Below are 23,828 nucleotides of genomic sequence, written 5' to 3'. Positions count from 1 at the left end.
TTGGTGCGGATGCACTTGCGCAGGTCGGCCACCGTGTCCTCGCTGAGGCACGCGTCCGCGCATGCGGAACACACCTGGGAGCACTCGACGATGGTTTCGATCACCCTCGCCAGCAGCGTGCGGTCGAGGTTCATCGACTTCGGATAGGTCTCGAGCATCTCGCTGGTCTTCATGGCGTCTCTCCTCCAGGGTCCGCTGAGGCGCCGCTGCCGTCGGGCCACGTCGCCGCTTCCGTCTTCACGGTAAGAACGCACCTGGCGACTCGCAATCAGCCCAGCCCGGCGGCCGAAGGACCTGTCCCGGTCCCCGGGCCCGGCCAGGACTGATCGGCGACGATGGTGGCTCTTCTGCGATCGACGTGCTCCTGGCACCCGGGTAGCGACCGCCTTCAGTGGTGGTCGTCGATCTGCGCAACGGCCGCTGTGAATTCCCAGTGCCACGGCTCATACGGTCCAGCGCCCCCGGCCTGTGCCCATTGCGGGTTGTCCCACCCGTGCTCCGGAGCGTGTGCCTTGAGCCAGTCCCAGCGCTCACCGGCGTAGCTGTCGGCACAGATGTCCACTGCGAGGCCCCAGCCATGATTGGACCGGCCCGGGGTTGCCGTCAGTGTCGGCTTCTGCGCCTTCGCGGTGACCTGCTGCGCGTAGCTGCGGTAGCCATCCGTGAGGCACATCGGTTCGCCGAACTGTCCCGCCCCGGGTTTGATGGAGACATCGAAGACCCGGAGGATTGGGAGCTATGTCGGCACCACGGAAGTACCCGGACGAGTTGCGTGAGCGTGCGACGCGTTTGGCGGTCGAGGCGAGGAAGGACCCCGAGTCGCGTGTCGGGGCGGTGAAGCGGATCGCGGACCAGCTCGGTGTGCACCCGGAGGCGTTGCGGACCTGGGTGGCGCGTGCGGAGCGGGACGAGGGGCTGCGGCCGGGCCCGACGACTGCTGAGGCTGCCCGGGTCGCGGAGCTGGAGCGGGAGGTGCGGGAGCTGCGGCGCGCGAACCAGATCCTGAAGTCCGCAGCAAGTTTCTTCGCGGCGGAGCTGGACCGTCCGTCGCGATGAAGGTCGAGTTCGTCGACCAGGAGAAGGTCACTCACGGTGTCCAGCCGGTCCTGCGGGCGCTCAAGGAGACGCCGGCCGAGATCGCACCGTCGACCTACTACGCCCACAAGAGCCGACCGGCCTCGGCCCGAGCAGTGCGTGACGCCGGCCTGATCGAGGTGATCGAGCAGGTCCACGAGAAGAACTATGGCGTCTACGGGGCTCGGAAGATCTGGCACGAGCTGAACCGGCAGGACGTGCGGGTGGCGCGGTGCACGGTCGAGCGGCTCATGCGCGAGGCCGGGTTGCGGGGTCTGCTGCGGGACAAGTCCCCACGGACGACCAGACCCGCGGCGGAGACCGGGCGGCCGGCTGACCTGGTCGAACGTGACTTCACCGCCACGAGGCCGAACCAGCTGTGGGTCGCGGACATCACCTATGTCCGCACTTCGGCCGGGTGGGTCTATGCGGCGTTCGTGCTGGACGTGTTCTCCCGGATGGTCGTCGGGTGGCAGGTCGCGACCAGTCTCTATACGGATCTGGCGTTGGACGCGTTGCAGATGGCGATCTGGCGTCGTCAGGGCGCCGGCGCGGACCTGGCCGGGCTGACGCATCACTCCGATCGCGGGGTCCAATATCGTGCGATCCGCTATGCCCAGCGGCTCGCGGAGGCCGACGCGGTCGCGTCGGTCGGCTCGAAGGGCGACTCGTATGACAACGCGATGGCCGAGGCGTTCAACTCGTTGTTCAAGGCCGAGCTCGTGCGTAACAAGGGACCCTGGCGCGGTCTGGACGATCTCGAGATCGCGACGGTGGAGTACATCGACTGGTACAACAACCGGCGTCTGCACGGCGAGCTCGGCCACATCCCACCGACCGAGTACGAGGCACTACACGCCGTGGCCAACTCGGTCACGGCAAGTCTGAAAACCAGCTAACCAACTCTCCACCAAACCCGGGGCTTGACAGGGTGTGTGAGCTCGCCGTCGAGATCAGTGAGGCCCAGCGCCGGGAGATCCTTGAGATGGACTGGCTGATCGACGACATCACTCGCAACGGCGTCGCGGCGACACCTGCAGAGGCGCAGGCCCGGGCGGTCCCGGACTTCTCGGAGCCGGCAGATCGTCAGTGCTCCACAGGCTGAGCCGAGATCTCGTCAGGCTGTCGGCACTCGTGCGCCAGCATCGCCTGGACTCTTGCAGTCAGCCGTTACTCCTCGAACTCGCGGCAGCTTCACACCTGCGGGAAGGNCAGTGTCGGCTTCTGCGCCTTCGCGGTGACCTGCTGCGCGTAGCTGCGGTAGCCATCCGTGAGGCACATCGGTTCGCCGAACTGCTCGGTGTACTCCTGGTTCAGACGAGCCAGGGCGACTGCCGCGTCGGCCCGGATCGGCGGGTAGCCGTTCCACAGATCGCACAGCTCGCTCTCTGGCACCTGACCGTTGAGTTCCGAGCCTGTCGCCTCACCATCACAGCCAGGCAGGACTGGCGGGGCCTCGACCTGCACGGGAGCGGCCTCGTCGGCGGGCATCGACGCGTCACGCGGGACGGTAATACCAGCACGAGGGGTTCCAAGTAGTGCACGCTGTTGGCTGCGCGATGCACCGCTCTGCCGATCAGGCACGGCGGGTGCTGCGCCCGATGACGGACCGGCGAACGCCAGCGCGGCGTCGACACCTCCTGGTTGGGCGCGCTCGTCAATCTCGGAACCGCCGACAGCGGCGACTGTGAACGACGTCGTGGTGGCCAGTGCGATCCCGAGACCAAGCGTCATCGGCCACCGTCCAATTGCGGGGGGCAGTGCACGGTTCGGTGAGGCCGCATGCCGGCCCTTTCTATGGCGTCCTCTGGTTTGTCGTGTCCGCGTCGCCGAGCCGGCGTTGATGTCCGCCGAGTTGATCGCACCCTGAACCGGCGTGCTGGGAAGGGCAGCGCTGAACGTCGGGGACGTCCGCGTCGCCTGAGCGGCAGGGGCAGCGGCCAAAGGCCCTGGGACGCCGGCCCCGGCTGCGGCCTCCGCGGTGGCACGCCCGGCGAAGGTGGTGACTTGCTCTGGACCGGTTCGGGCGACGTCGGACGACACGGGGCTGTCCGCCGCCCGATGACGACCGCGGCCGCTCACCGGCCGGTTCTGGGTGAAGCTTGGCTCCATGAAGTCTGGGACCTTTCGGATCGGAGTAGTACCACTGGCGCTGCCCGTTCTGACGGGCACGCTGACCGGCCGACCTCAGCTGAGATCGGCCGGTGCTGGTCTACGTCCGGTTGATCCCCAGGGCATACAGCGACGGCGCAGCCGCCGCTGCCAAGGCGGAAGCCACTCGATGGTCCTGGTACACGGGAGCGGGCGTCAGACGGATGGCCGTGAATTCTGGCGTTGCGGCCAAGACCGGGGATGGCAGCAGGATCGGGTCGGACTGCGCCGTGACGGTGTCGTGCCCGGAGCAGCCGGGAGTACCGTCGGCCTCGGGCTCGACGACGTCGGCCTGGCCCGTCGCCACGTCGTGTACGGCCAGAGCCCCACCGCCGCTCGAGTGCTCACCGCCGTGACCATGTCCCCCGTGAGCGTGTGCGGCGCCGCCCGGGTGCTGGTTCAGATGCATGCTGCACACCAGCTGCACGCCCGAGACGGCCAGCACAAGGAGCACGACTGCGGCCACGGCCGTCGCTCCATGCCGGGACCCTGCCAGGGGCGAGCGGAGGCGGCGTATCAGGATCATGGTGGGCCCTACTGTAACGGACGGGTAACGGCGTGGAACCACTGCCTCGGCCTGCGCGTAGGAGATCGCACCGTCCCGGACGGTAGCCATGCTGGTCAGACCGGATAGACCGCAGGGACGGCCTCCCTGGACATTGATGGGCAACCGGTGCGGCGCAGACCCTACAGAGCCGCCGCACAGCCGGTAACCCGGTCGAGACGGCCCGGACGTCGCATCATTACATGCTGATTCCGGGTTCAGACCGGGGTCCCGGACCGGTTCGATACCGGTCACAAGGTGCGTGGCCCATGGCCGCCTGTGCCGCCTCGCGTTCCCGGGTCCGGCGCGGTTCATTCGTTATCCTGCCTACCGGCTCAAGCCCCGTCACGCCGTACTTTTCGCGGTAGGCGGCCACGCTGACGATTCCGCGTGATGGTGCTCTCGAACAGGCCTCCGCCGTTGGCAGTCCGACCCGCTGGACCCATGCTGCACGGTCTCGAACCGCCGCCTGTGCGACCGCGACAGCGCGCGCCTCGATGAGACGGGCTCGTTCTTCCAGAGCTAGACGCTCGTCGACGGGCATAGGCCCGAGGGCAGGTGGGACCAGGCCGGCGATCAGTGGCGCCGAGCGACGCATGGGTCGCGTACGACGTTGGTTGTCGCTGGCGAGTCGGTTCAGGACGACAGCACAGGCGTCGTCGGCGTCCAGGAGGTTGCGCTGCCCGACGACTCGCTGGAGTGTGGCGCTCGGGTCGTGGCCCGCGGCTTCGGTGCGGCGGAGTTCGGCGCACAGGGACCAGAACGAATCACTCTCGATCGCGGTACGTGCCTCGTCGGGCATGAGCCTGCCGTCGGTGACGAACGTCCGCATGGCCAGATCGGCCCATCGGCCGCGTTGGGCGAGGCTGGCGATGGTGTCGTATTCGGCGGCCAGCTGTGCGATGCCGGTCCACTTGTCATGCTCGGCGGCACGCGTCTGGTGCGCGGACAGCTCGGCCCCGGAATGCTGGAGCACGCCGAACAGGATGCTGCGAGCCGTGGTCCTGTCGTCGACACGTGGGTTGTGGTCGGTGGTGGGCTCGTCCAGCGCGACGTATGCGATATTGGTGTCCCGTCCGCGGGTCATCGCGACGTAGAGGTTCTCGCGGGTGGTGGTACGCGTGACCAGGACGTGCGAGGAGTCCATGGTCAGGCCCTGGGCACGGTGAGCGGTCACCGCGTACCCGAGGTCGAGGTGCTCGGCGACGTAGCCGGCGGGCAAGCGCACGCTAGCGTCGTGCCCGTGGCCTTCGCGGCGGGCTTCGACTGATCCGTCGTGGTGGACTGCGGTGATCTGCCAGCGGTCGCCATTGCGGACGAAGCCGCCATCGTGCGAGTCGCTGGTGGTGGTCAGTGTGCGTTCATTGCGCCGGGTGATGACCAGGTCGCCCACCGAGGCACGGGTCCCGTCCGTGAGGGCGACGTCGCGGCTGGCGTTCGTGAACCCGGCCAGGATGCGGTCGGCGCGGGCTCGCTGGTTCAGGTCGTGCACCACGGTGGTGGCCTCGGCGACCAGCACGCTCGACTCCCCCGTCGCGGCTGACCGCTGCCAGGCGGCGTAGGCGGCGTCGATCATGTCCGTGGTGGTGCCCTCGGTGAGGCGGTCGTGGTCGTCGTAGGCGTCGATGACCGATGGGGCGCCCTCACGCAGCGCGAGTGAGGCGGCCTTCTCCCAGTCGTTGCGGAAGCGGTGCACTCCGGTCAGTGTCGGCGCGCCTTCGCCCACCCGCGTCGTGTTCTCGCCCGCGGCCGTGTTGCGGGCTTCGACGAGCATGCCGAACGCTCCCCCGGCGTCCACGGACTGCAGCTGAGCTGGGTCCCCCATCAGTAGCACCTTCGCGCCCGCCTGGGCGGCGGCGGTGGTGATGCGGTCCAGGTCCATGGTGCTGGCCAGGGAGGCTTCGTCCACAATCACGAGCTGCCCGTTGGTGAGGTCTGAATACCCGTGGTGGTGGGAGGTGAGCCATCGGGCAGTGGTCTCACACGGGATGCCGAGATCGTCGGCCAGGACCTTCGCGGCCGCGGCTGAGGGAGCCAGCCCGATCACCGACTCTGCCCCTCGGTGGTGGTGCCATGCGGTGAGCAGGGCGGACATCGCGGTCGTCTTCCCAGTCCCGGCGGGGCCCACCAGCACGTCCACCACCCGGCCCGACGTTGCGATCGACACCAACGCCGACGACTGCTCCACGGTGAGGTGGTCGCCGCGGTACCGATTCCGGACGGCGACCCGCAGCCCGCGCCGGCCAGCCACGGGGCCGGTGGTGTCCTGGGCGCGGGTCAGGAGACGGGTCTCGGCAGCCATGATCCGGGTATTGGAGTATGCGACGTGATGCCGAGGTCGCAGTGCGCTGGAGCCATCCGCCCGCAGCAGCATCTTGGGTGTGGGGGCGAGCTCTGGCGGCGTCAACGGCAAGGACCGGGCTTGGGCCGCTTCCACGACTCGTGACACAAGCTGTTCGCGTTCCTCGTGGGATGCGAGGCGAACGCCCATGGTCTGCCGGGTAGCCTCGGCCCACAGGTTCCAGAACGTCCACGTCGCGCGTTTCTGGGAGACGAGGTCGACCACCCGGGCGCCGAGCTTGTTGACGAGGTCCGTCGAGACGTCGTCGGCGCGGAAGGCGTGTCCGAGGCCGGAGGTGATCACGTCGTGCGCCCAAGCGGCGGCCTCTCCTACTTGGGTTGCGGCGCGGTGGTGCCATTCAGTGGTCAGGTCGGACAGGGACCGAATCTGCTTCTCGGGCCTCGTCTCCAACGTCGCCTGCGAGCGCAGCTTGTTGATCGTCTCGGGCGACGGGCGCCGCCCGTGTCGCGCTTCGTACTGAGCGATGAGTTGGTCGCTTCGGACGTCGATGTCCCGCGACCGGGAGGAGAACTCGCTGATCAGGTTCTCGGGGACGCCGGTGATCTCCCATGCCTTGGCGCGCCGCTCCCCTCGGTCGCGCTGGTCCCACCCGATCCCGAACGTGCCCGTCAGACGGTCCATCAGGACGGCGTTGTAGTGCTCCGACAGCGCGACCTGCGCCTTGTACATCGCCCGAGAATCCAGGGCCCGCCACTGTCCGTCGATCAGGGTGCGGACCTTGTTGGAGATCACCAGGTGGGTGTGCAGCTGCGGGTCGTGCGCCCGTGAGTCCCAATGGTCGTACGCGACAGCGGCTACCCCGACGACGTCTACCTGCGCGGTGCCGCCGTGTCCGATGCGGGTGGCGGCGATCTCCCGCTCGAAGAACTCCACCACCTCCGCCAACGCGGCATGGTGCGCTGCCAGGATCAGGGCCTGGTTCTGCCGGTCGGCCAGACCCCATAGCACCGAGACCGACTTCGGCACCGAGAACGTCAGATCGAAACCCGCCACCACCTTGCGATCGCTGGTCCCGGAGGCCTCCGGGAACGTCAATCCCAGCGGCTTCCCCGTCACCGGGTCCAGGCCCACACCGACCAGGCGCTTGAGGTGTTCCTCGGTCACCGTCTCGCCCGCCTTCAGCTTCCCGTCGCCGAACTCAGCGATCACCTTGCCGAGCCACCGGCCCGGAGGTGTACCGGCCTCGGTGTAGTACCGCAGCACCGCCGACGGCTCGGCCAGATCGCAGTCGCCGCGCACGACCGAGCGCAGCAGATACCCAACTCCGTCGCCTGCCGCGACCACGCTGATCGACACCGTCACACCAGTCAGGTGTGCGGCAGGTTCCAGGCCCGGCGCGATTATCGGACCGAACCCCGATAGGAATTCTGTAATCGCTATCAAGCAGCTCAATCTGCCATTGGTGCCAGAGGTGTGTGTGGGGTGCGTAGCGGGGCTGGTGCGGGCGATGGTGGCAGGCGGAATAGCTGATAAGTGTGACTTGAGTGGTTTCGGACGGTACGGGCAGGTCGAGTTGGTCGAGGCCGGAGATGGCGGGATGTTCGGGGTGGCCACGAGACGGCGTGAGACCGTTTGAGATGCCGCGATGGGTCCCCTCGCCCATCGCCCGCCTCCACTGACGTCACCCCGCGAATGTCCCCCCACCTGGCATCTCCGTAGCCAGCCCCGCGGGTCCCGGACTGTGACCCGAAGGCGACCGGACCGATGAACGACTCACGCCCTCACCGGTATGGGGGCAGGCCCGTGTCCTGGTTCACAGCGTGCCCTTGACGATTGCGGACCACAGCTGCACGATGGCGAGGCTGGTTCACCTCATTCGAGCATGGGAGCGAATATGCGTGCGCACTTCATCGGCAAGGACCCCGAGTCGCCTGACGTCAACTCCCCGACGCTGTTCGCGACGGACAGGACCGACCGCAAGACGTTCCTTGTCCAGGGTTGGAAGGTCACCGACCGGGCTGCGCTGACTGACGTCGGTGAGATCCCCGGACACGAGGACATCGTCGAGGTTCCGGTTGACATCCTGGAGATGTATCTGGCGCACAAGGAGCGGGAGGCGCAGTCCTGACTGCCGCGCAGGCCTCGTCCGGGCCGGACCTCGCCAAGCTGTTCGACAGTTTCGAGCACACCGCCTACCGTCTCGAGGTCCTTGACCGGTACAACACGCCCAGTCTCCGCGAACCCATGCGGCGCTACCTCGAGGAGGGGCACACCGACATGGGTTGGCTGGACGGCTGGCTGACCACCATCCGGGCGCGAACCGCCGAGGGCAAGCTCGTTCGACGCGTCCGGGTCGTGTCGCTCCCGCTGTCGGACTACAACCGGTTCGGCCTGTGGACCGCTGCGTTCAACAACGATGCGGGCGAGGACATCCGGTACCTGGCCCGCGACGACGCACAGGGCCTGCCGGAGTTCGACTACTGGCTGTTCGACTCCGCCACGGCGGCGCGGATGCACTTCGACGACGGCGTGGCGACCGGCGCCGAGCTCATCGAGGACCCGGCCCTGCTGGTCGACCTCAACTACCAGCGCGATGCCGCCTGGCACCGCGCCATGACGAGAGACGAATTTGCCGCGGAACACCTCGACCAATCCTGACATCCTCGCCGCGCGCAACGACCTGGGCGCGCGGCTGCGGGATCTACGGCGAGCTGCCGGCCTGACGGGTCAGCAGCTCGCTGGTTCCTTGTCGTGGGCGCAGCCGAAGATCTCCAAGATCGAGACCGGCCGACAGACCCCGAGCGACGACGACGTGCGGTCCTGGTGCCGGGCGACCGGCAGCGAGCGGATGGCCGAAGCGCTACTGGCCGACCTGCACACGCTCCAGACCCGCCACCGGGAGTGGCAGCGCGTCATGCGCGCGGGGCTGGCTGCCGAGCAGAGCGCGATGGGCCGCCAGGAGCAGGACACCCGGATCTTCCGGGCCTTCCAGCCGACCATCGTGCCCGGCCTGCTGCAGACGCCCGACTACGCACGCGGGATCATCGAACGGGTGAGCCGGACCACGGGTCAACGTATGGACGTTGACGAGGTCGTCGCCGCCCGCATGCAGCGCCAGAACATCCTGTACGACACATCGAAGAAGTTCCGCCTGGTCCTGACCGAGGCAGCTCTGCTGAACTACGTGTGCTCGCCCTCTGCGATGCCCGGGCAGATCGACAGACTGATCAACCTGGCCATGCTGCCCAACGTCAGGCTCGGGATCATTCCGTTCGACAAGTCTTACGTCATCGTCCCGACCCATGCGTTCTGGGTCTACGACGACCAGCTGGTCCTCGTCGAGACGGTCTCCGCGCAGCTGAACCTCGCCCAGCCGCAGGAGATCGAGCAGTACACGAAGGTCTTCGAAACCATGGCCCTCACTGCCGTCTACGACGACAAGGCCCGCGTCGCCCTGACCCGAATGGGGCACCAGATCGTGGCTCGCGAGAATACTTGAGAATATTCCTCGCGAGACCCGCAATGTGTGAATAACCTCCTCGGCATGACCTCAGCGACGCCGCGACGGACAGCCCGGCACATGGACCTCACCGAGCCGATGCTCGTCGCGTGCGACATCGATGGCACCCTGCTCCGTACCGGGCGGCCGCCGTCGGCCGCCGTGCAGGCCTCGGTCGCCGCGGTCCGCTCCGCAGGGCACCACGTCGTGCTCGCAACGGGGCGCTCCCTCGTCGGTGCTGTGCCCGTGGCCGCGCAGCTCGGGCTCGACGAAGCGTGGATCGTCGCCTCCAACGGTGCGGTCACCGCCCAACTGGACGGCGGCGAGTACGAGATCACCGACATGCACGTCGTCGAGGCCGAGCCGGTCGTCCGTCTCGCCGTCGATGAGATGCCAGCAATTCGGATCGCCACCGAGGTCGTCGGCGCCGGTTACAACGTCAACCTCCAGTTCCCCGACGGCGAGCTCAATGGCGCACAGCGCGAGGTCCAGGCGCTCGATGAGCTGTGGGCGGAGTCGACGCCGCGCCTGGCACTGCACGGTTATGCGGCGTTCGGTCTCGTGTCCGTGCTTCGCGCCATGGGCCTGACGGCGATTGCCACCCGGAGTGACTGGGTTGATGTCACGCCACCTGGCCTGTCGAAGGCGACCGCGCTCGAGAAGGTCCGCGTCGTCTTGGGGGTGGAGGACTTCGCGACGGTGGCCATCGGCGACGGTGAGAACGACCTGGAGATGTTCCGCTGGGCAGACCAGGCCATCGTCATGGGGCATGCCCCGGGACACGTGAAGGGTGCGGCGACCGCCGCCACGGGCACGATCGACGACGACGGTGCCGCCGTGGCCCTGCTGTCACTGCTGGACTGAGACCAGTGGCTCGACGTCACTCCGCGCCACCCGTGACGCTGACCTGAGCCCAGACGACGCGGCGGCCGTGGTGGCCCAGGACGTTGAGCTGACAGGCTTGGAAGCGCCGCTGCCTAAAATGGCAGGAACAAGAAGCAGCTCCTGCGAGCGGAAGCGAAGCTCTCACAGTCCGGGTGCGTCCACACCTCCGCCTTCTCGCCGTCGTGACGGGCCACCAGGCGAGGGCCAGTGTTCGGCATGCTGCTGCCGCTTGGGCTTGGTCCGACGGGGCGCATCCTTCGGGGTGGTCTCGAACGCGGTCGCGGGCCGAGTGAGGTCGGGCGGGGTCCAGCGGTCTTCGGCGTCGTCCTGGAGGTAGAACGGTGCGGCTCCCGGTTCGGGGACACCGATGGTCAGCACTCCGTGCACGTCGGGCCGGCCGTACGGGTCCTCGATGTATCCGGGCGGGGCCATGGCGGCGGCGCGCTCGGCGTGCGAGCGTTGATCGACGCTGACTGCGGTCCGGGTGTCACCGACCTTGGCCGCGAGCTGCTCGTAGGTACTGATCGCGTCCAAGGCCCATCGCGCGAGGTCGTACACCTCCATCCACAGCACGTTCATGAACTCGGCAGGCGCGGGCGCCCCGACGCTCTCAGCTCTGGCGGTCAACGTCCCGGCTTGCTCCTCCTCGTGGAGCATGGCCAGGAGCTGGAAGCGGGCTTCGAACCTGCCGTGAGCGGTGATGGCCGCCAGCCGGGCTTCGAGGACTCGGCCGTAGCCGCCGGTGAACCAGGCTGCGGCGGCTGGTGTTCGTTCGGTTCTGCCTGGAAGTAGCTGCGTGCTGGTGTTCTTCAGCACGCCCCGTCGGACAACACCGACAGGGGTGGGTGTGGAGGTCGGGACGGTGTTGATCTCCAGCGGGTACAGGATCTCGACCGGTGAGACTCCGAGCGCGGCAGCGAGCACGGTGACGTCTTGCAGGTAGATCTTCTCCCGGGGCCGGGTCTCCAGGTTCGCGATGCTCGCCCGCGCCATCGGGTAGCCCAGCGCGGTGGTCCGGTCGGCGACCTGCTGCGTCGACAACCCCCCGGCCAGGCGCATGGTGCGCAGCCTTTCCCCGATCCCTGCGGTCCAGGCGCTCGACCACGCATCGCCGCGGTCGTCAACACTGGGCTCCTGGCTGGATCGGTCGCCCGGGTCGGGAGGGCCCTCGGGCGCTGTCGGGTGTCGCATACGCACCAGGCTACCCATTGAGTGCACGATCACAACACTGGTTCGCATGTTGTGCAGGCCTTGCACATTTGCGGTTCCAGACCTACTGTGGTGCACATACCGTGGCCCGTCGATGCGTGCCATGGCTGGGACTGATGATGAGCGATGAAGCCACGGGCGCGGACCGGACGGCAGGGCCGGACCGCCACCCCGACTACCAGCCCGCCAAGGTTCTCTTGCGCCCCGACGACACCGCGGTACCTGGTCTCTCCGGTCGGAAGGTCGCGGGCCGCGGTGATGCTGCGTCGGAGTTCGCTACCCCGGAAGGACTCCGCGCTCTCCTCGACCATCTCGCCAAGGGCGGTGACCGGGCGTGGGCCACCAGCCCGGAGGCCGCCGAACTGCTGTTGTTCTGCGGCGACCGGTACGGGCACCTGGCGCGCAAGCTCCACCTCTCCGAGCACGACGCGGCCGTCGCGGCGTTCGAAGCCCTTCGCAACCGGGCCGTACGCCGGGCGGAGAATCCGTGGGCGGTGGTCACTACTGCGGTTGCCAGGACTCTGCGGGCCGAGGCTCGTGCCGATCAGCTCCTGTGCTCCCGGGACCGCGCCCGCCGCCTGATGGCCCGCACCAACCTGCCGCCTGCGATGCGTATCGGTGACCCGTCTGCGCCGACTGCGACGCCAGCGGGTGAGACTGCACCCTGGCTCGAACTCGCCCTGGCCACATCACGCTCGGACGTGGCCGCGGCCAATGATCTCGATCCGGCCGCGGCCTTGGTCGTGAGTCGGGTCCGTGCCGCGACCCGGACGACGGTCACGGTTCTCGTCGCGGTCGGGTGGCCGGATGACGTGGCCCGGCTCGGGCTGGAGCACATCACCACGGCCCTGACCACAGCGGGCGGTGTGACCGCTGCGCGGGAGCGGCTGCGCAAGGACCGCCAACCCATAGCAGCCCTGGACATCGACCGCCGCACCTGGACCCGTCTCGTCTCCGCTGTGCTTGGCACCCCGGCTCGCGACGGGCTTCTCCGCCGCCTCCTTGCTGGCGACACCGCACAACAGGTGATCGTGCAGGACGCGCACGACCTCACCCCACCACGAGACCTCGACCAGCGGGAGGCCGGACATGCCGCATGAAGACCTCAGCGACGGACTGCGACTGGACCGCGCTATCGACTCCATCACCGTCGGACCCCGCCACCGGCGCGACGTGGGAGACCTGCACACGCTGCGTGACTCGATCACCCGCGTCGGACTGCTGTGCCCCCTGACCGTGACTCCGGACGGTCAGCTTCTGTGCGGGTGGCGACGTCTCGAAGCCGTCCGGCAGCTCGGTTGGAAGACCGTACCGGTGTTCGTTCGCCGCGCCTCGGCCGGGCTGCGCGACGTGATCGCCGAACACGACGAGAACACGATCCGCGAGCCCTTGCCCCTTCAGACCGCCGAAGAGCTGTACCGCGAGTACAAAACTATCGAGACCGAACAAGCCGCCCAACGACAGCACGCCACCCGCTTCCACAGTCTCGAGCGCTCGAATGACGGAGGGATGAAGGACGGTGGCAAGGACAACAGCAACGGTCCCGCCGAATCGGCGGGACCGGCTCGTTCGGACGACCCCGTGCCCGTCCGGCACGGCGACGCACGCGCCAAGGCCGCCCAGATGGTCACCGGCACCAAGTCCTACACGCGCCTGGAACACACCGGACGGATCAAGGACACCCGCGAAGACCCCGACATGCCGACACACATCCGCGCCATGGCCGAGGCCGCCTGGCAGGACATCACGACCAAGAACGCGTCTCCCGAGAAGCAATGGACGCAGATCCGCGCGGCGATCGCCGAACACGACGCCTCCAGCGCCAATCCCCCAGCAGACGGCGACCGAAGCGATCACGTCGAGCTGGCTTCCACCGCACAGGCCGCGCTCACCCGACCACGACCACCGCGCGCCAAGACACGCGGTACGACGACACCGAGCGCGGCCCGGCCGCTGGCCGAGGTGGTCGCCGACCTCGACGAGTGGATCAACCACGTCGACGTCGATGCGCTCGCCGCACGCGGGAACAGCACCGACCTCGCGCGCCTGCACCGCACGACAGAGCGCCTCGACCACTTGTGTACCGGCGTCCATGCCGCCCAGCACAAGCATCACCCTGCGCTCCGGCGCAAGAAGCCAGCCGGAACACAGAGCCACACCGTCACCGATGAGCAGCCTCCACTCTGGTAGCCACCGGAGCTGCTCCGACGGGATACCTACCAGCCAGTACCAGGGTTTCCGGCGGCAACCAGCGCCGCATCCACAGGCGTTTCCCCTGCGCCTTTCTCGCGCCGCTTGAGTTCGCGCTCCCATGTCTCGTCGCCGATCTCCACCAGGGCCTGCAACACCTCTGACGTGTCAGGCGCCAGGCGCAGCCGCTCGATGTAGTGCCGGGCCGTGACCCCGGTGTCAATCTTATGCCCGAGCAGGGAAGCGGCATCGGCTGGGCTCATCCGACGCGCGACCTCGGTCGCGACCGTGGAACGCAGCTTGTGCGGGTGCACCTGCCCGGTCATTTTCGCGTTCTCCAGCGCCGATCGCAGGCTGCGGCGCATGTTGTGCGTGGTCTGCGGCCGGTCCACGTTCCGCCCGTCCTTGAACGTCCGCGACGGGAACACGGGCTTGTCCGCCTGGATGCTGGCAGGGCGGACCGACTCCAGGGATTCCACGGCAAACGGCGGGAGGATGATCGTGCGCCCGCCGGCGTCGGTCTTCGGTTCCTCCTGCCGAACGGTCCCCTGGCCCTTGATGTCCACGAGTGTGGCCTCGACCCTGACGGTGGGCAGCCCGTCGCTGGTCAGGTTCACCTCGCCCCATCGCAGCGCCATCACCTCCCCGATCCGCAGCCCGGTCCCGAGCATCACGTCCACAGCGGCAGGCAGGTGCCCGGTGGGCTTCGGCCCGGGCAACCCGCCACGCTGCTTCTCCCAGGCGCGGACCGCCCACCGCAGCTGGCCCACCGTCATCACGGTCAACGCCACCGGCCGAGGTGTCTTCGGCTTGGGCGTCTTGGCCTTGCGCACCGGGTTGTCCCGCAGCGCGTCGTGGACCACGGCGCGGTCGACGACGTCCGCGAACCGGCCGTGTGCCTGGATCGCGGTCGCCACCATGTCGTGCCCGCCCGCCTTACCGCGTCGGATGATGCCGTCGACCCACGTCTGGCAGATCGCCGGTGTCAGCTCGTTCAGCCGGTAGCGCCCCAGGTACGGGTTGACGTGGTTGCCCAACAGCCGCTCGTACTCGTCCACGGTCTGTGGCTTGACCGGCGGGTTCGGCCACTCCGACCGCTCCCGCAGCTCCTCGATCCACTGGCGGCACGCCAGACCCACCTTGCTGTTCGGCGCCAGCGTCGCCGAGCCACGCGCCGCTCCGATCCGCTCAGCGATCGCCTTCTGGAGCCTGGACAGTGCCGTGCCGTCGTTCTTCCCGACCCGGGTCACCTGCACCACGGAGTTGTCCAGCAGGCACACGCGGGCACGCGCCCGCACCTGCCCGTCCGGCGTCGGCGCGAACGAGATCTTCCCGTGCTCGCCGGGCTTGAGGTTCTCCCTGGGCACCGGTCACCACCCCGTCCCGCGCTGAGCATCCCCACGCCTGCGGGAAGCGGAACGGCCGCGGATCTCGTGCGCCTCGAGCCAGGCGCGCACGTCGGCTTCCTCGAACAGCACGTGCCGACCGATCTTGTAGGCCCGCGGCCCGGTCCCGTTCTTGCGCCACGACCGGACCGTCTCCGGCGAGGCATGCAACTTCTCGCACAGCTCCTCGACCGTCCACATCGGGGTACGGTCCAGGCGTCCGTCGTGCTCGTCGGGGCTCCCGGGGCGGCTCTCGTTCATACCCCATAGGAGTGAACGCGACACCAGCCCCACCGGGCGCCAGCAGTCCCTCGCGGTCGTCCCCGGTGGGTCAAACCGAGGCAGAAACCGAGGCAGCAGGGGTCTCATCAGTCAGCACCGTACTTTCCTGTCGGCGCCCTCCTGCACGAAGAAAGGCCGCTGACCTGGGCTAACGCCCTGTCAACGGCCTTTCCAATCGGTGGAGCTAGGGGGATTCGAACCCCCGACCTTCTCATTGCGAACGAGACGCGCTACCAACTGCGCCATAGCCCCTCGGACTGCAGAAGACTAGCACTTCACCGCCGGTGATCCGCAACTTGACCGGGTGTCGCGCGGGTCACGAACACGTGACCCGCGCGATCCCGACCAGCCTGGTCACCCCGCTGCCCGGCGTCGCGCCAGGATCTCCTCGAGCGGCTTGCCCAGGGTCTCGGACCTCATCCGGGGTGGCTCGCCGCGCAACAGCTCGTCCTCGACGACCGGCTCCGTCCCGGCCGGCACGGAGCCGGACACGGGGACCGACGGCGGCATCGTGGCCGGAGGCGTGGAGCCCTGACGACCGGTCGCGCTGGACGACGCGCCCGGCGTCGCCGTCGGGCCCTTGGGTGCGGTCGAGGAACCCGGGAGCGCCGCGGGCTGACGCTGCGGCGCGGCGGGCTTGGTCACGTAGGTGGGCAGCGGAACCGGCACGGGGTCCCAGGCACGTCCGCTCGGTACCTCGTCACGCTTCGCGGGCTCCTCGTCCTTCGGGGCAGGCTCCGCCTCCGTCGTGCCCTCGTCCGATGCCTCGGGCTGGACCTCGATGACCTTCGGCCTCGCCGGGCTGTCGAGGATCTCGTCGAGCACGTCCTTGCGGGCGACCCGTGGGATCGCCTGCGTCTCCGTACTCGAGCCGCGGGTCGCCAGGCCGGTGACCTGGGCACGGTTGCGCGGGGCGTAGGGACCACCGTTGGCGAGGGCGCGGGCCTGGGTGGCGCGCTGGCGTGCCGTGCGCACGGTGGCGTGCCACCTGGCGTCGGCGCGTCGTGCCGCCCGGGCCGCGCGGCGGCCCAGGAAGAGGACGAACAGCAGCATGGCCGAGGGCACGGCGGCCGCACCCCAGTGCAGCCGGTCGAACCCGACGAGCATCCAGGCGGCGACGCTGCACAGCAGCAGGAGCGCGGAGACGATGAGGCGACGTCGCGCACGCGCGGCACGCCGTGCACGCCGCTCGACCCGGCGGATGCGCTCCGCCGTGAGCGGCCGACCCCGGACCATGATCTGGAGCGGGTGCCCCTTCGGGGTCGGACGAGCGACGCGCGGCACGCCCTGGCCGGTCCCCCGCGGCTTGCCGTCAGTAACCATCGCCCCTCCTCTCCTGTCGGAACCACTCTTCGCGACGATGCGCAGTCCTACGGAAAACCGGTCCGTCACCCGCGAGTCCGCGAGCTCTGACCGATGGCGCACCAGGCTTGGCAGCCAGTAGCCCAGCCACAGGACGAACAGCGCGACGGCTGTCAGTCCTGCAGTCGATTCCACGACACGACGTTAGGCGAGCATCGCCACGCCCAGCCGCACCACGCACGGCGTGTCCCAGCGTCAGGGCGTGTCCCGAAGTCGCTGCCAGCGCGCCAGCAGCCCCTCGGGGACCTCTTCGCGCGTGATCGCGAAGGTGCGGTGGTCGCGCCACTGGCCCTGGATGTGCAGGAAGCGCTCGCGCACGCCCTCGTCCCTGAGGCCGAGCTTCTCGACCACACGCAGGCTCGGCTTGTTCTCGGGCCGGATGTTGATCTCGATGCGGTGCAGCCCGAGAAAGAAGGCGTAGTCGGTGGCCATGGCCACGCCCGTCGGGATGACGCCCCGCCCGGCCACGCTCTGGCTCACCCAGTACCCGATGCTCGCCGAGCACATCGAGCCCCACGTGATGGACGAGACCGTCAGCTGGCCCACGAGCGCGCCGTCGAGCTCCACGCCGAACGGGAGGGACGTCCCGGCGCGTGCCTGCGCCGAGAGGGAGCGCACGTACTCGCCGAACGTCGAGGCGATGTATCGGTTCGCACCGGGCGCCGTCGCCTCCCAGCGTTCCAGCCAGGCAGCGTTCTCAGCCCGGAGCCGGGCCCAGTCGCTCCCGTCCCGCCGCCGGAGCGGGCGCAGCACGACGGCGCCGGCCGGCGTGTCGTCACGCAGCGTCACCGGCCATGGCTTGGCCACCGTCCATCCCTTCACAAACTTTCCCGTCGCACCTTCCGGCGCGTCTGACTTGCTCGACGGCATCATCGTTCGCCCCCTGCCACGTCCCATGACGAATCCCGGCGTTGGAGAGGGTCTACCACGCTCGGTGGTCTGGGACCCGTCGAGCAGCCGCTCGGTCATGTTCTCGCCTTCTTCGTACGCTGTTCGTAACAATCTTGTCTCGGAGTCTTGGCACAATAGCGGTCATGAGCGGCATCTCTGTCCCGACGCCACAGCCGTACCCCGTCCTACCCGGGATGGAGACCGGTGACGCCAAGGAAGAGCTCCGCCGCGCGATCCGCGCGCAGCGCGGCCACCGATCCGCCCGGCAGCGGGCCCAGGCAGCCGAGTCCCTAGCGGACATCATCGAGTCAATTCCCGTGGTCCGCGACGCGGGATGCGTCGCGGCCTACGCGGCCCGCAGCGCCGAACCCGGCATGCTGCCGCTCCTGGACCGCCTCGCGGGGCGCGGCGTCCGGGTGCTGCTACCTGTGCTGGGTGCGGGCCTGGCCCGTGACTGGGCGGACTACACCGGCCCGGACGACCTCCTGGAGCGTGCGCCCGGCCGTCCGCCCGAGCCCGGCGGGCCGACGCTGGGCACCGACGCGACCAAGCTGGCCGACGTCGTCCTGGCGCCCGCCCTCGCCGTCGACACCCGCGGGGTCCGGCTCGGCCAGGGCGGCGGCTGGTACGACCGCGCCCTCACCTACCTGCGGCCCGGGGCGAACGTGATCGCCGTCGTCTTCCCCGAGGAGGTGTACGACGCCGCGAAGCACCCGCTGCCGCGCGAGGAGCACGACATCCTCGTGCACGGCGTCGCGACCACCACCGACTGGCACTGGCTCGGCGAGGCGTAGGCCCGACTCGCACGGACGTCCACCGGCCGGGCCCGTCGCGACCGGCAGGGGTCTCGACGGGCTCGGCCGACGGGCCGACCTCACGGGGTGAGGATCAGCTCGTCCTCCTGGGCGGCGGCTACCGCCTCGGCGCTGGAGGGCCAGGGGAAGGTCTCGCCCTTCGCCCAGGCGTCGAGCTGGTCGTCGTAGTGCTCCGACGCCGGATGCGCGGACGTGCCGGTCACGACCACCCAGGTGGAGGCGTCGAGGTCCGCAAGGTCCACGACCATCCGCATCGACGGGCCGCTCGTCACCTCGAAGCTGCCGCTGGCGGCGTCCCACGCCGTCGCGTTCACGATCGAGGACCCTCCCCCGACCTTGACGGGCAGCGGGTTCATGTACGCGGCGACCGGGGCCGGGATGCCGGACCCGCCGAGCACCAGGTGCTCCAGCCGGAGCTGGTGGAGCGTGCCCCACTCCCAGTCGCTGGTGTCCTTGCCGAGCTCGACGGTCAGGTCCTGGCGTGCGCTGACCAGCGCCTCCGTGAGCACCTGGTCGCGGCTCTCCACGACGGACACCGTGGACTTGTCGTCCCAGAACGCGTCGTTCGGGTTGTCGAGCATGCCCTGGATCACGGCCAGCCAGCGGCTGCCGCCGTCCGGCCACATGGACTCCGGCAGCTCGTCGTTGAAGGTGATCTCCAGGAGGTTGCGCCAGACGGCCGCGAAGTAAGCGGCGGCCGCTGAGTCCTCGTCCATGGAGTAGTCGTCCCAGTCGGCGAGGAGCGCCTGACCGTCGGAGTCGTAGCCGGCGGGGAGCGGGACCTTGAGCAGGACCGGCACCAGGGTGTCGGCGAACACGCTCCACTGGTCCATCTGGAAGTCCGACATGTCGCTCGCCGTGAGCTTGCTGCCCTGCGCGATCTTGTCGGTGAGCAGCGTACGGATGCGTTCCGACCGGTACCCGTAGTCCCAGTCCCTGGTGATGAACGGGCCGCTGCCACCGGGCAGCACCGCCTGGTTCGCGGCGACGACGAACCCTTCCTTGGGGTCGATGACGCCCGGCATCTGCTCCTTGGCCACGTACCCGGTCCAGTCGTAGCGGGCGTCCCAGCCGGGACGCGGCCACGTGCCGTCGGACTCCACCGCACCCGGCACGCTCGCCCGCACCGGGATCTTGCCGGGTGCCTGGTAGCCGATGTGCCCGTCGGTCGTGGCGAAGACGATGTTCTGCGCGGGGACCTCGAACTTCGCGGCCGCGGCCTTCATGTCCGCCGGGTTCTTCGCGCGGTTCATCTCGAACACGGCGTCCGCGGTGTGGCCCGGCTGGAGCGCGGTCCACTGCAGCGAGATCTCGTACTGTCCGAGCTGGGTGCCGGTCTCCGTCGGCGAGTTGCGCACCGCCTCCATGGTGGACTCGTCCATGACGGACGAGACGATCGGGCCGTGCACGGTCCGCCGGACCTCCAGGTCGACCGGGCTGCCGCCGTCGACGCGGATCACCTCGGTCTCCTTCTCCATCGGCACCCACTCGTCCGCGCCGCGCAGGTACGTGTCGTTGCGTACCCGCTCGATGAAGAAGTCCGTGACGTCGGCACCCATGTTCGTCAGGCCCCAGGCGATGTCAGCGTTGTGCCCGATGATCACGCCGGGGAAGCCGGAGAAGGAGAACCCGGACACGTCGAAGGGGCACTCGGGGCCCACCTGGTTGCAGTGCAGACCCACCTGCGCCCAGATGCCGGGCGCCGCGAGGTCGAGGTGCGGGTCGTTCGCCAGCAGCGGCTTGCCCGACTCCGTGTACTGGCCCGACACCGCCCACGAGTTCGAACCGGTGCCCTCGCCGCGGGCGATCTGCACCGGCACCGCGTCCAGCGCCTGCTGCGCGGACTCCAGCGCCTCGGCGAGCGCGGGGCTCTTGTACACGTCGCCGGTGCCCGACGACGTCTGGGTCGCCTGGGTCTGCTGCGTCGCCTGCGGCACGCCCGCCTCGGCGGGGTCGAGGATGGTCGCGTTGCCGGTGCCCGAGTAGGCCGGGAACAGCTCCGCGACACGTGACGCGTCGCCCAGCGTGCTGTACGCCAGCGCCCGGTCCAGCTCGTCGTCGTAGTTGCCGCGCAGGTCCCACGCCATCGCCTTGAGCCAGGCGAGCGAGTCGATCGGGTCCCACGGCTCCGGCTCGTTCACCTCGACGCTGACGTCGAGCACCGTGTACTCCACCGCCGTCTCCGCGGGGCTGCGGTCCGCGATGTAGGCGTTGACGCCGTCGGCGTACGCCTGGAGGTACTGCCGCGTCGTGTCGTCGAGGATGTTGAACTCCTCCTCCGCGACGTGCCGCCAGCCGAACGTGCGGATGACCTTGTCCGCCTGGATCGCGTCGGCGTTGTTGCCGACGAGCTCGGCAAGTCGGCCGGCGGTCACGTGGCGGCGGTAGTCCATCTCGAAGAAACGGTCCTGCGCGTGCACGTAGCCCTGCGCGCGGAACAGGTCATCGGCCGAGTCCGCGTAGATCTGCGGTACGCCCTGGGCGTCGCGGCTGACGCGGACGTCCGAGCTGAGCCCCTCGACCTGCACCTCCCCCGAGTGCTCCGGGAGCGGACGGCGCCCGGTGAGCCAGCCGAAGGTCGTCAGTGCGACCAGGATGAGCACCAGGACGACGGCCGTGCCGACGATGAACTGGCGGACACGAGTGGTACGAGTACGACGGGGCTTGATGCGTCGCGCACCGTCGGAAGTGGCAGTTTCGGCGGGCTCTAGGGGCTCGGCGGAAGTGGTCGCGGACACGCAGTGGAGACTACCGCCCGCCCCTGTGCTTGGGTGAACGCCCGCGAGTGAACACGCTCGGGAGATCTTGGGACTATCCCTCGCCGCTCGACCGTTACTATTGGCACTCGGAAACCCCGAGTGCCAGAGCCGGTTCCTGCGCGCGACGCCCCGCCCGGCCTGACGTCCAAGAGGAGTGCACGTGCCCACCTACGCGTACCGGTGTGCCGACTGCGGCCACGCGTTCGACATCCACCAGGAGTTCAGCGACTCGTCGCTGACCATCTGCCCCGAGTGCCAGGGCCGGCTGCGAAAGGTGTTCAGCTCCGTGGGTGTCACCTTCAAGGGCTCCGGTTTCTACCGCACGGACTCGCGCAGCACCTCGACCAACAGCACCATGAAGTCCGGCAAGAGCGAGTCCTCGCCGGGCTCGTCCGGCTCCTCCTCGGACAGCTCGTCGTCGGGCTCGTCCTCGTCGTCGAGCTCGTCCGGCTCCTCGTCGAGCGGGTCGTCCGGCTCCTCGTCGAGCGGGTCCAGCACGACCAAGGCCGCGTCGGCCTGACGACGGAGCCTGCCGCCACGCCCGTACCGTGACGTCGGCGGCGCGCGCCGACCCCCTCCACGAGTTCTCAGGGCTGCCAGCACGACCACAGGCGGTGCTTTTCCGACGTCGTGCACAGCCCTGCCCGACGGCGGGGCCGCCGGCCCGCGCGGCCGCATAGCGTCGCCGCCATGGGACTTCTCGACACGATCACCGAACCGGCCGCGCGCCACGGCTCGCCGCCGGGCGCGGCACACCGCACACCGCGGGACCGGCCGTACGGGACCACGAGGTCCCACGGGGCGCGCGCCGGACTCGCCGGCATGCTGCCCCGGCCCGGCCGCGCTCGGGGCCACGCCGGGGGCGCGTCCCGCTCCGCGGCCCTCCGCCGGCTCCGGCGGGTCGTCCGGCGGTGGCGGTTCGCCCTCGCTGCCGCTCTGTTCGGGCTGGCGGTCGCCCTGACGGTGCACGTCCTGCGCCCGCCACCGCCCCCGACGGTCGACGTCGCGGTGACCGTACGGCCGGTGTCCGCCGGCGCGGAGCTGACCCGCGACGACCTGGCGCTGCGCACGATCGCGACCGACCTCGTCCCGCCCGGCGCCCTCCACAGCGTGCGCGGCCTGCTGGGGCGCGCGGCGGTCGTAGCGCTACCGGCCGGTGCGCCGCTGCACGCCACGCTCGTGTCCGACGCGGGCGTCTCCGCCGCCGCCCCGAGCGGCACCGTCGTGGTGCCCGTCCGGCTGTCCGACGATGCCGTCGCCGCCCTGCTCCGCCCCGGCGACCGGGTCGACCTGCTGTCCGGGACCACATCGGGCACCGGGCCGGCCGGGGCACCCCAGTACCTCGCGCGCGGCGCACTGGTGCTTCCCGTGCCGGCCGGGCGCGAGCCGGAGGGCGCGGGCGGGCTGCTCGGCCCTGCCTCCGAGGCCGACCGGCCCGTGACCCTCGTCGCGGTGGACCCGGCGGACGCGCCGGAGCTGTCAGCGGTGTCCGGCTGGGGTTCGGTGACCGCGGTGTTGGTTCCATAGGGGTCGATTCAGGCACCGTGGTGGGGCATAGTGGGACAAACAGCGCCGCAATTCTGCCGAATGTCCGTTCGAGGTGCGGAATCTGCAAATGAACCGCAGAATCCTTGACCGGGCCGACCCTCGCGGCCCACGACCAACGCGAACAACTGCAGGGGATGACAATGCTCCAGGGCTTCAAGGAATTCATCACGCGCGGCAACGTGCTCGATCTCGCGGTCGCCGTCGTGATCGGCGGTGCGTTCTCTGCGGTGATCGACGGCCTCGTCAAGGGCTTCATCATGCCGCTCATCGGCTGGCTGGTCGGTGCGCCCGACTTCTCGCGGATCGCGTTCAGCGTCCCGAACTGGCGCGGAGAGTCCACCGAGTTCCCGATCGGGCTGTTCATCCAGGGCGTCATCATGTTCCTGCTGATCGCGGGAGCCGTCTACTTCTTCGTGATCGTCCCGATCAACAAGCTGCAGTCGCTGCGCAAGACCCCCGAGGAGGTTGTCGAGGAGGCAGCCGCCGAGGAGGTCGTGCTGCTCACCGAGATCCGCGACCTGCTGCGCGTCCAGTCGGGCACCACCGCCAACCCGAACTCCAACTAGGGGCCAGAGCCCCACGGATGGTCGGTAAAAGGTCAGGTGGTCGGCAGCCCGGGCTGCCGACCACCTGACCTTTTACCGACCATCTGCCGGACCACGTCCTCATCAGCCCCAGTGCGGCGGGACGTCGCGGCGGAGCTGTTCATCGTTCGAGTCGTGGCCCGCGTCGGAGGCGGCACCGTCCCCCCAGCCCGCCGGGCGCTCATCGGCGCTCACACCCAGCACGGCCTCGCGCTCGGTCCCGCGCCGCACGGCACGCCGCGGCCCTCGCCGCGCAAGGCCGCCGCCGTCCGGCCCGGCGGCAGTCATCGGTGAATCGGCCGACGACGCTGGGTCGGCTGACTGGTTCTCGGGCTCGTTCACCCCACC

Annotated in this window: 21 protein-coding genes, 1 tRNA gene and 2 pseudogenes; 12 read left to right on the top strand and 12 right to left on the bottom strand. The window is 69.4% G+C overall.

Going from position 1 to position 23,828, the window contains the following annotated elements; all coding sequences use genetic code 11:
- Positions 1-388: 388 nt before the first annotated feature.
- A complete protein-coding gene (locus ACYVK7_RS07150; RefSeq protein ID WP_460886992.1) occupies positions 389-673 on the bottom strand; it encodes a M15 family metallopeptidase in 285 nt (94 codons plus the stop codon).
- A 65-nt stretch (positions 674-738) separates the two neighbouring features.
- Between ACYVK7_RS07150 and ACYVK7_RS07145 the strand changes: the two are divergent.
- Together ACYVK7_RS07145 and ACYVK7_RS07140 are read left to right on the top strand one after the other, a co-directional pair.
- Positions 739-1,973, top strand: a pseudogene (locus ACYVK7_RS07145) (IS3 family transposase).
- 32 nt (positions 1,974-2,005) lie between these two features.
- Positions 2,006-2,179 (top strand): hypothetical protein, encoded by a 174-nt coding sequence (locus ACYVK7_RS07140; protein ID WP_460886991.1) that lies wholly within the window; start codon positions 2,006-2,008, stop codon positions 2,177-2,179.
- 1,107 nt (positions 2,180-3,286) lie between these two features.
- On the opposite strand, the gene ACYVK7_RS07135 is transcribed toward ACYVK7_RS07140, so the two are convergent.
- Complete coding sequence (locus tag ACYVK7_RS07135; RefSeq protein WP_460886990.1) at positions 3,287-3,691, bottom strand: hypothetical protein; 405 nt, start codon at positions 3,689-3,691, stop codon at positions 3,287-3,289.
- A 277-nt stretch (positions 3,692-3,968) separates the two neighbouring features.
- Positions 3,969-7,427 (bottom strand): MobF family relaxase, encoded by a 3,459-nt coding sequence (gene mobF / locus ACYVK7_RS07130; RefSeq protein ID WP_460886989.1) that lies wholly within the window; start codon positions 7,425-7,427, stop codon positions 3,969-3,971.
- A 538-nt stretch (positions 7,428-7,965) separates the two neighbouring features.
- On the opposite strand from mobF, the gene ACYVK7_RS07125 reads away from it, so the two are divergent.
- The 4 genes from ACYVK7_RS07125 to ACYVK7_RS07110 are packed head-to-tail and all read left to right on the top strand — an operon-like array spanning position 7,966 to position 10,434.
- Positions 7,966-8,199: a hypothetical protein gene (locus ACYVK7_RS07125; RefSeq protein WP_460886988.1), complete on the top strand. Its 234-nt coding sequence runs from the start codon at positions 7,966-7,968 to the stop codon at positions 8,197-8,199.
- Positions 8,196-8,729, top strand: coding sequence for a DUF6879 family protein (locus tag ACYVK7_RS07120; protein ID WP_460886994.1), 534 nt, complete (start codon positions 8,196-8,198; stop codon positions 8,727-8,729). The genes ACYVK7_RS07125 and ACYVK7_RS07120 overlap by 4 nt, the downstream gene beginning before the upstream one ends.
- The gene (locus ACYVK7_RS07115) at positions 8,701-9,570 is read left to right on the top strand and encodes a helix-turn-helix domain-containing protein (protein WP_460886987.1); all 870 of its coding nucleotides are present in this window, start codon (positions 8,701-8,703) and stop codon (positions 9,568-9,570) included. The genes ACYVK7_RS07120 and ACYVK7_RS07115 overlap by 29 nt, the downstream gene beginning before the upstream one ends.
- Positions 9,571-9,615: 45 nt before the next feature.
- Positions 9,616-10,434 (top strand): HAD family hydrolase, encoded by an 819-nt coding sequence (locus tag ACYVK7_RS07110; RefSeq protein WP_460886986.1) that lies wholly within the window; start codon positions 9,616-9,618, stop codon positions 10,432-10,434.
- A gap of 162 nt (positions 10,435-10,596) precedes the next feature.
- On the opposite strand, the gene ACYVK7_RS07105 is transcribed toward ACYVK7_RS07110, so the two are convergent.
- Positions 10,597-11,646, bottom strand: coding sequence for a helix-turn-helix domain-containing protein (locus ACYVK7_RS07105; protein WP_460886985.1), 1,050 nt, complete (start codon positions 11,644-11,646; stop codon positions 10,597-10,599).
- A gap of 68 nt (positions 11,647-11,714) precedes the next feature.
- Here ACYVK7_RS07105 and ACYVK7_RS07100 point away from each other — a divergent pair, with 68 nt between their 5' ends.
- Both ACYVK7_RS07100 and ACYVK7_RS07095 read left to right on the top strand, forming a co-directional pair.
- Entirely contained in the window at positions 11,715-12,764 is a 1,050-nt protein-coding gene (locus ACYVK7_RS07100; RefSeq protein WP_460886984.1) for a hypothetical protein, read from the top strand.
- On the top strand, positions 12,754-13,854 hold the full coding sequence (locus ACYVK7_RS07095) for a ParB N-terminal domain-containing protein (RefSeq protein WP_460886983.1): 1,101 nt from the start codon (positions 12,754-12,756) through the stop codon (positions 13,852-13,854). The genes ACYVK7_RS07100 and ACYVK7_RS07095 overlap by 11 nt, the downstream gene beginning before the upstream one ends.
- Before the next feature lie 26 nt (positions 13,855-13,880).
- On the opposite strand, the gene ACYVK7_RS07090 is transcribed toward ACYVK7_RS07095, so the two are convergent.
- From ACYVK7_RS07090 to ACYVK7_RS07070, 5 genes are all read right to left on the bottom strand, one after another.
- On the bottom strand, positions 13,881-15,113 hold the full coding sequence (locus ACYVK7_RS07090) for a tyrosine-type recombinase/integrase (RefSeq protein ID WP_460886982.1): 1,233 nt from the start codon (positions 15,111-15,113) through the stop codon (positions 13,881-13,883).
- Between the two features lie 111 nt (positions 15,114-15,224).
- On the bottom strand, positions 15,225-15,500 hold the full coding sequence (locus ACYVK7_RS07085) for a helix-turn-helix domain-containing protein (protein ID WP_460886981.1): 276 nt from the start codon (positions 15,498-15,500) through the stop codon (positions 15,225-15,227).
- 200 nt (positions 15,501-15,700) lie between these two features.
- Positions 15,701-15,773 (bottom strand) — tRNA-Ala (locus ACYVK7_RS07080).
- Between the two features lie 102 nt (positions 15,774-15,875).
- The gene (locus ACYVK7_RS07075) at positions 15,876-16,844 is read right to left on the bottom strand and encodes a hypothetical protein (RefSeq protein WP_460886980.1); all 969 of its coding nucleotides are present in this window, start codon (positions 16,842-16,844) and stop codon (positions 15,876-15,878) included.
- Positions 16,845-17,078: 234 nt separating this feature from the next.
- Positions 17,079-17,690 carry a GNAT family N-acetyltransferase gene (locus tag ACYVK7_RS07070; RefSeq protein WP_460886979.1) on the bottom strand — a complete coding sequence of 204 codons (612 nt, stop codon included), beginning with the start codon at positions 17,688-17,690 and terminating at the stop codon, positions 17,079-17,081.
- A gap of 227 nt (positions 17,691-17,917) precedes the next feature.
- Here ACYVK7_RS07070 and ACYVK7_RS07065 point away from each other — a divergent pair, with 227 nt between their 5' ends.
- Positions 17,918-18,568: a 5-formyltetrahydrofolate cyclo-ligase gene (locus ACYVK7_RS07065; RefSeq protein ID WP_460886978.1), complete on the top strand. Its 651-nt coding sequence runs from the start codon at positions 17,918-17,920 to the stop codon at positions 18,566-18,568.
- A gap of 80 nt (positions 18,569-18,648) precedes the next feature.
- Here the strand turns inward: ACYVK7_RS07065 and ACYVK7_RS07060 are convergent, their stop codons facing one another.
- Positions 18,649-21,192 (bottom strand): penicillin acylase family protein, encoded by a 2,544-nt coding sequence (locus ACYVK7_RS07060; RefSeq protein ID WP_460886993.1) that lies wholly within the window; start codon positions 21,190-21,192, stop codon positions 18,649-18,651.
- Between the two features lie 310 nt (positions 21,193-21,502).
- Between ACYVK7_RS07060 and ACYVK7_RS07055 the strand changes: the two are divergent.
- A pseudogene (locus ACYVK7_RS07055) lies at positions 21,503-21,649 on the top strand (FmdB family zinc ribbon protein); the annotation flags it as partial.
- 14 nt (positions 21,650-21,663) lie between these two features.
- Here ACYVK7_RS07055 and ACYVK7_RS07050 read toward each other — a convergent pair.
- Positions 21,664-21,846 (bottom strand): hypothetical protein, encoded by a 183-nt coding sequence (locus ACYVK7_RS07050; protein WP_460886995.1) that lies wholly within the window; start codon positions 21,844-21,846, stop codon positions 21,664-21,666.
- Positions 21,847-22,038: 192 nt separating this feature from the next.
- Here ACYVK7_RS07050 and ACYVK7_RS07045 point away from each other — a divergent pair, with 192 nt between their 5' ends.
- Positions 22,039-22,875 (top strand): SAF domain-containing protein, encoded by an 837-nt coding sequence (locus ACYVK7_RS07045; RefSeq protein ID WP_460886977.1) that lies wholly within the window; start codon positions 22,039-22,041, stop codon positions 22,873-22,875.
- A gap of 155 nt (positions 22,876-23,030) precedes the next feature.
- Positions 23,031-23,462: a large conductance mechanosensitive channel protein MscL gene (gene mscL / locus ACYVK7_RS07040; RefSeq protein ID WP_460886976.1), complete on the top strand. Its 432-nt coding sequence runs from the start codon at positions 23,031-23,033 to the stop codon at positions 23,460-23,462.
- Between the two features lie 102 nt (positions 23,463-23,564).
- On the opposite strand, the gene ACYVK7_RS07035 is transcribed toward mscL, so the two are convergent.
- Entirely contained in the window at positions 23,565-23,822 is a 258-nt protein-coding gene (locus ACYVK7_RS07035; protein ID WP_460886975.1) for a hypothetical protein, read from the bottom strand.
- Between the last annotated feature and the right edge of the window lie 6 nt (positions 23,823-23,828).

The sequence above is a fragment of the Promicromonospora xylanilytica genome, assembly GCF_054782895.1.
The sequence above is the reverse complement of the archived record's forward strand: the minus strand, read 5'-3'. Positions and strand labels throughout refer to the sequence as shown.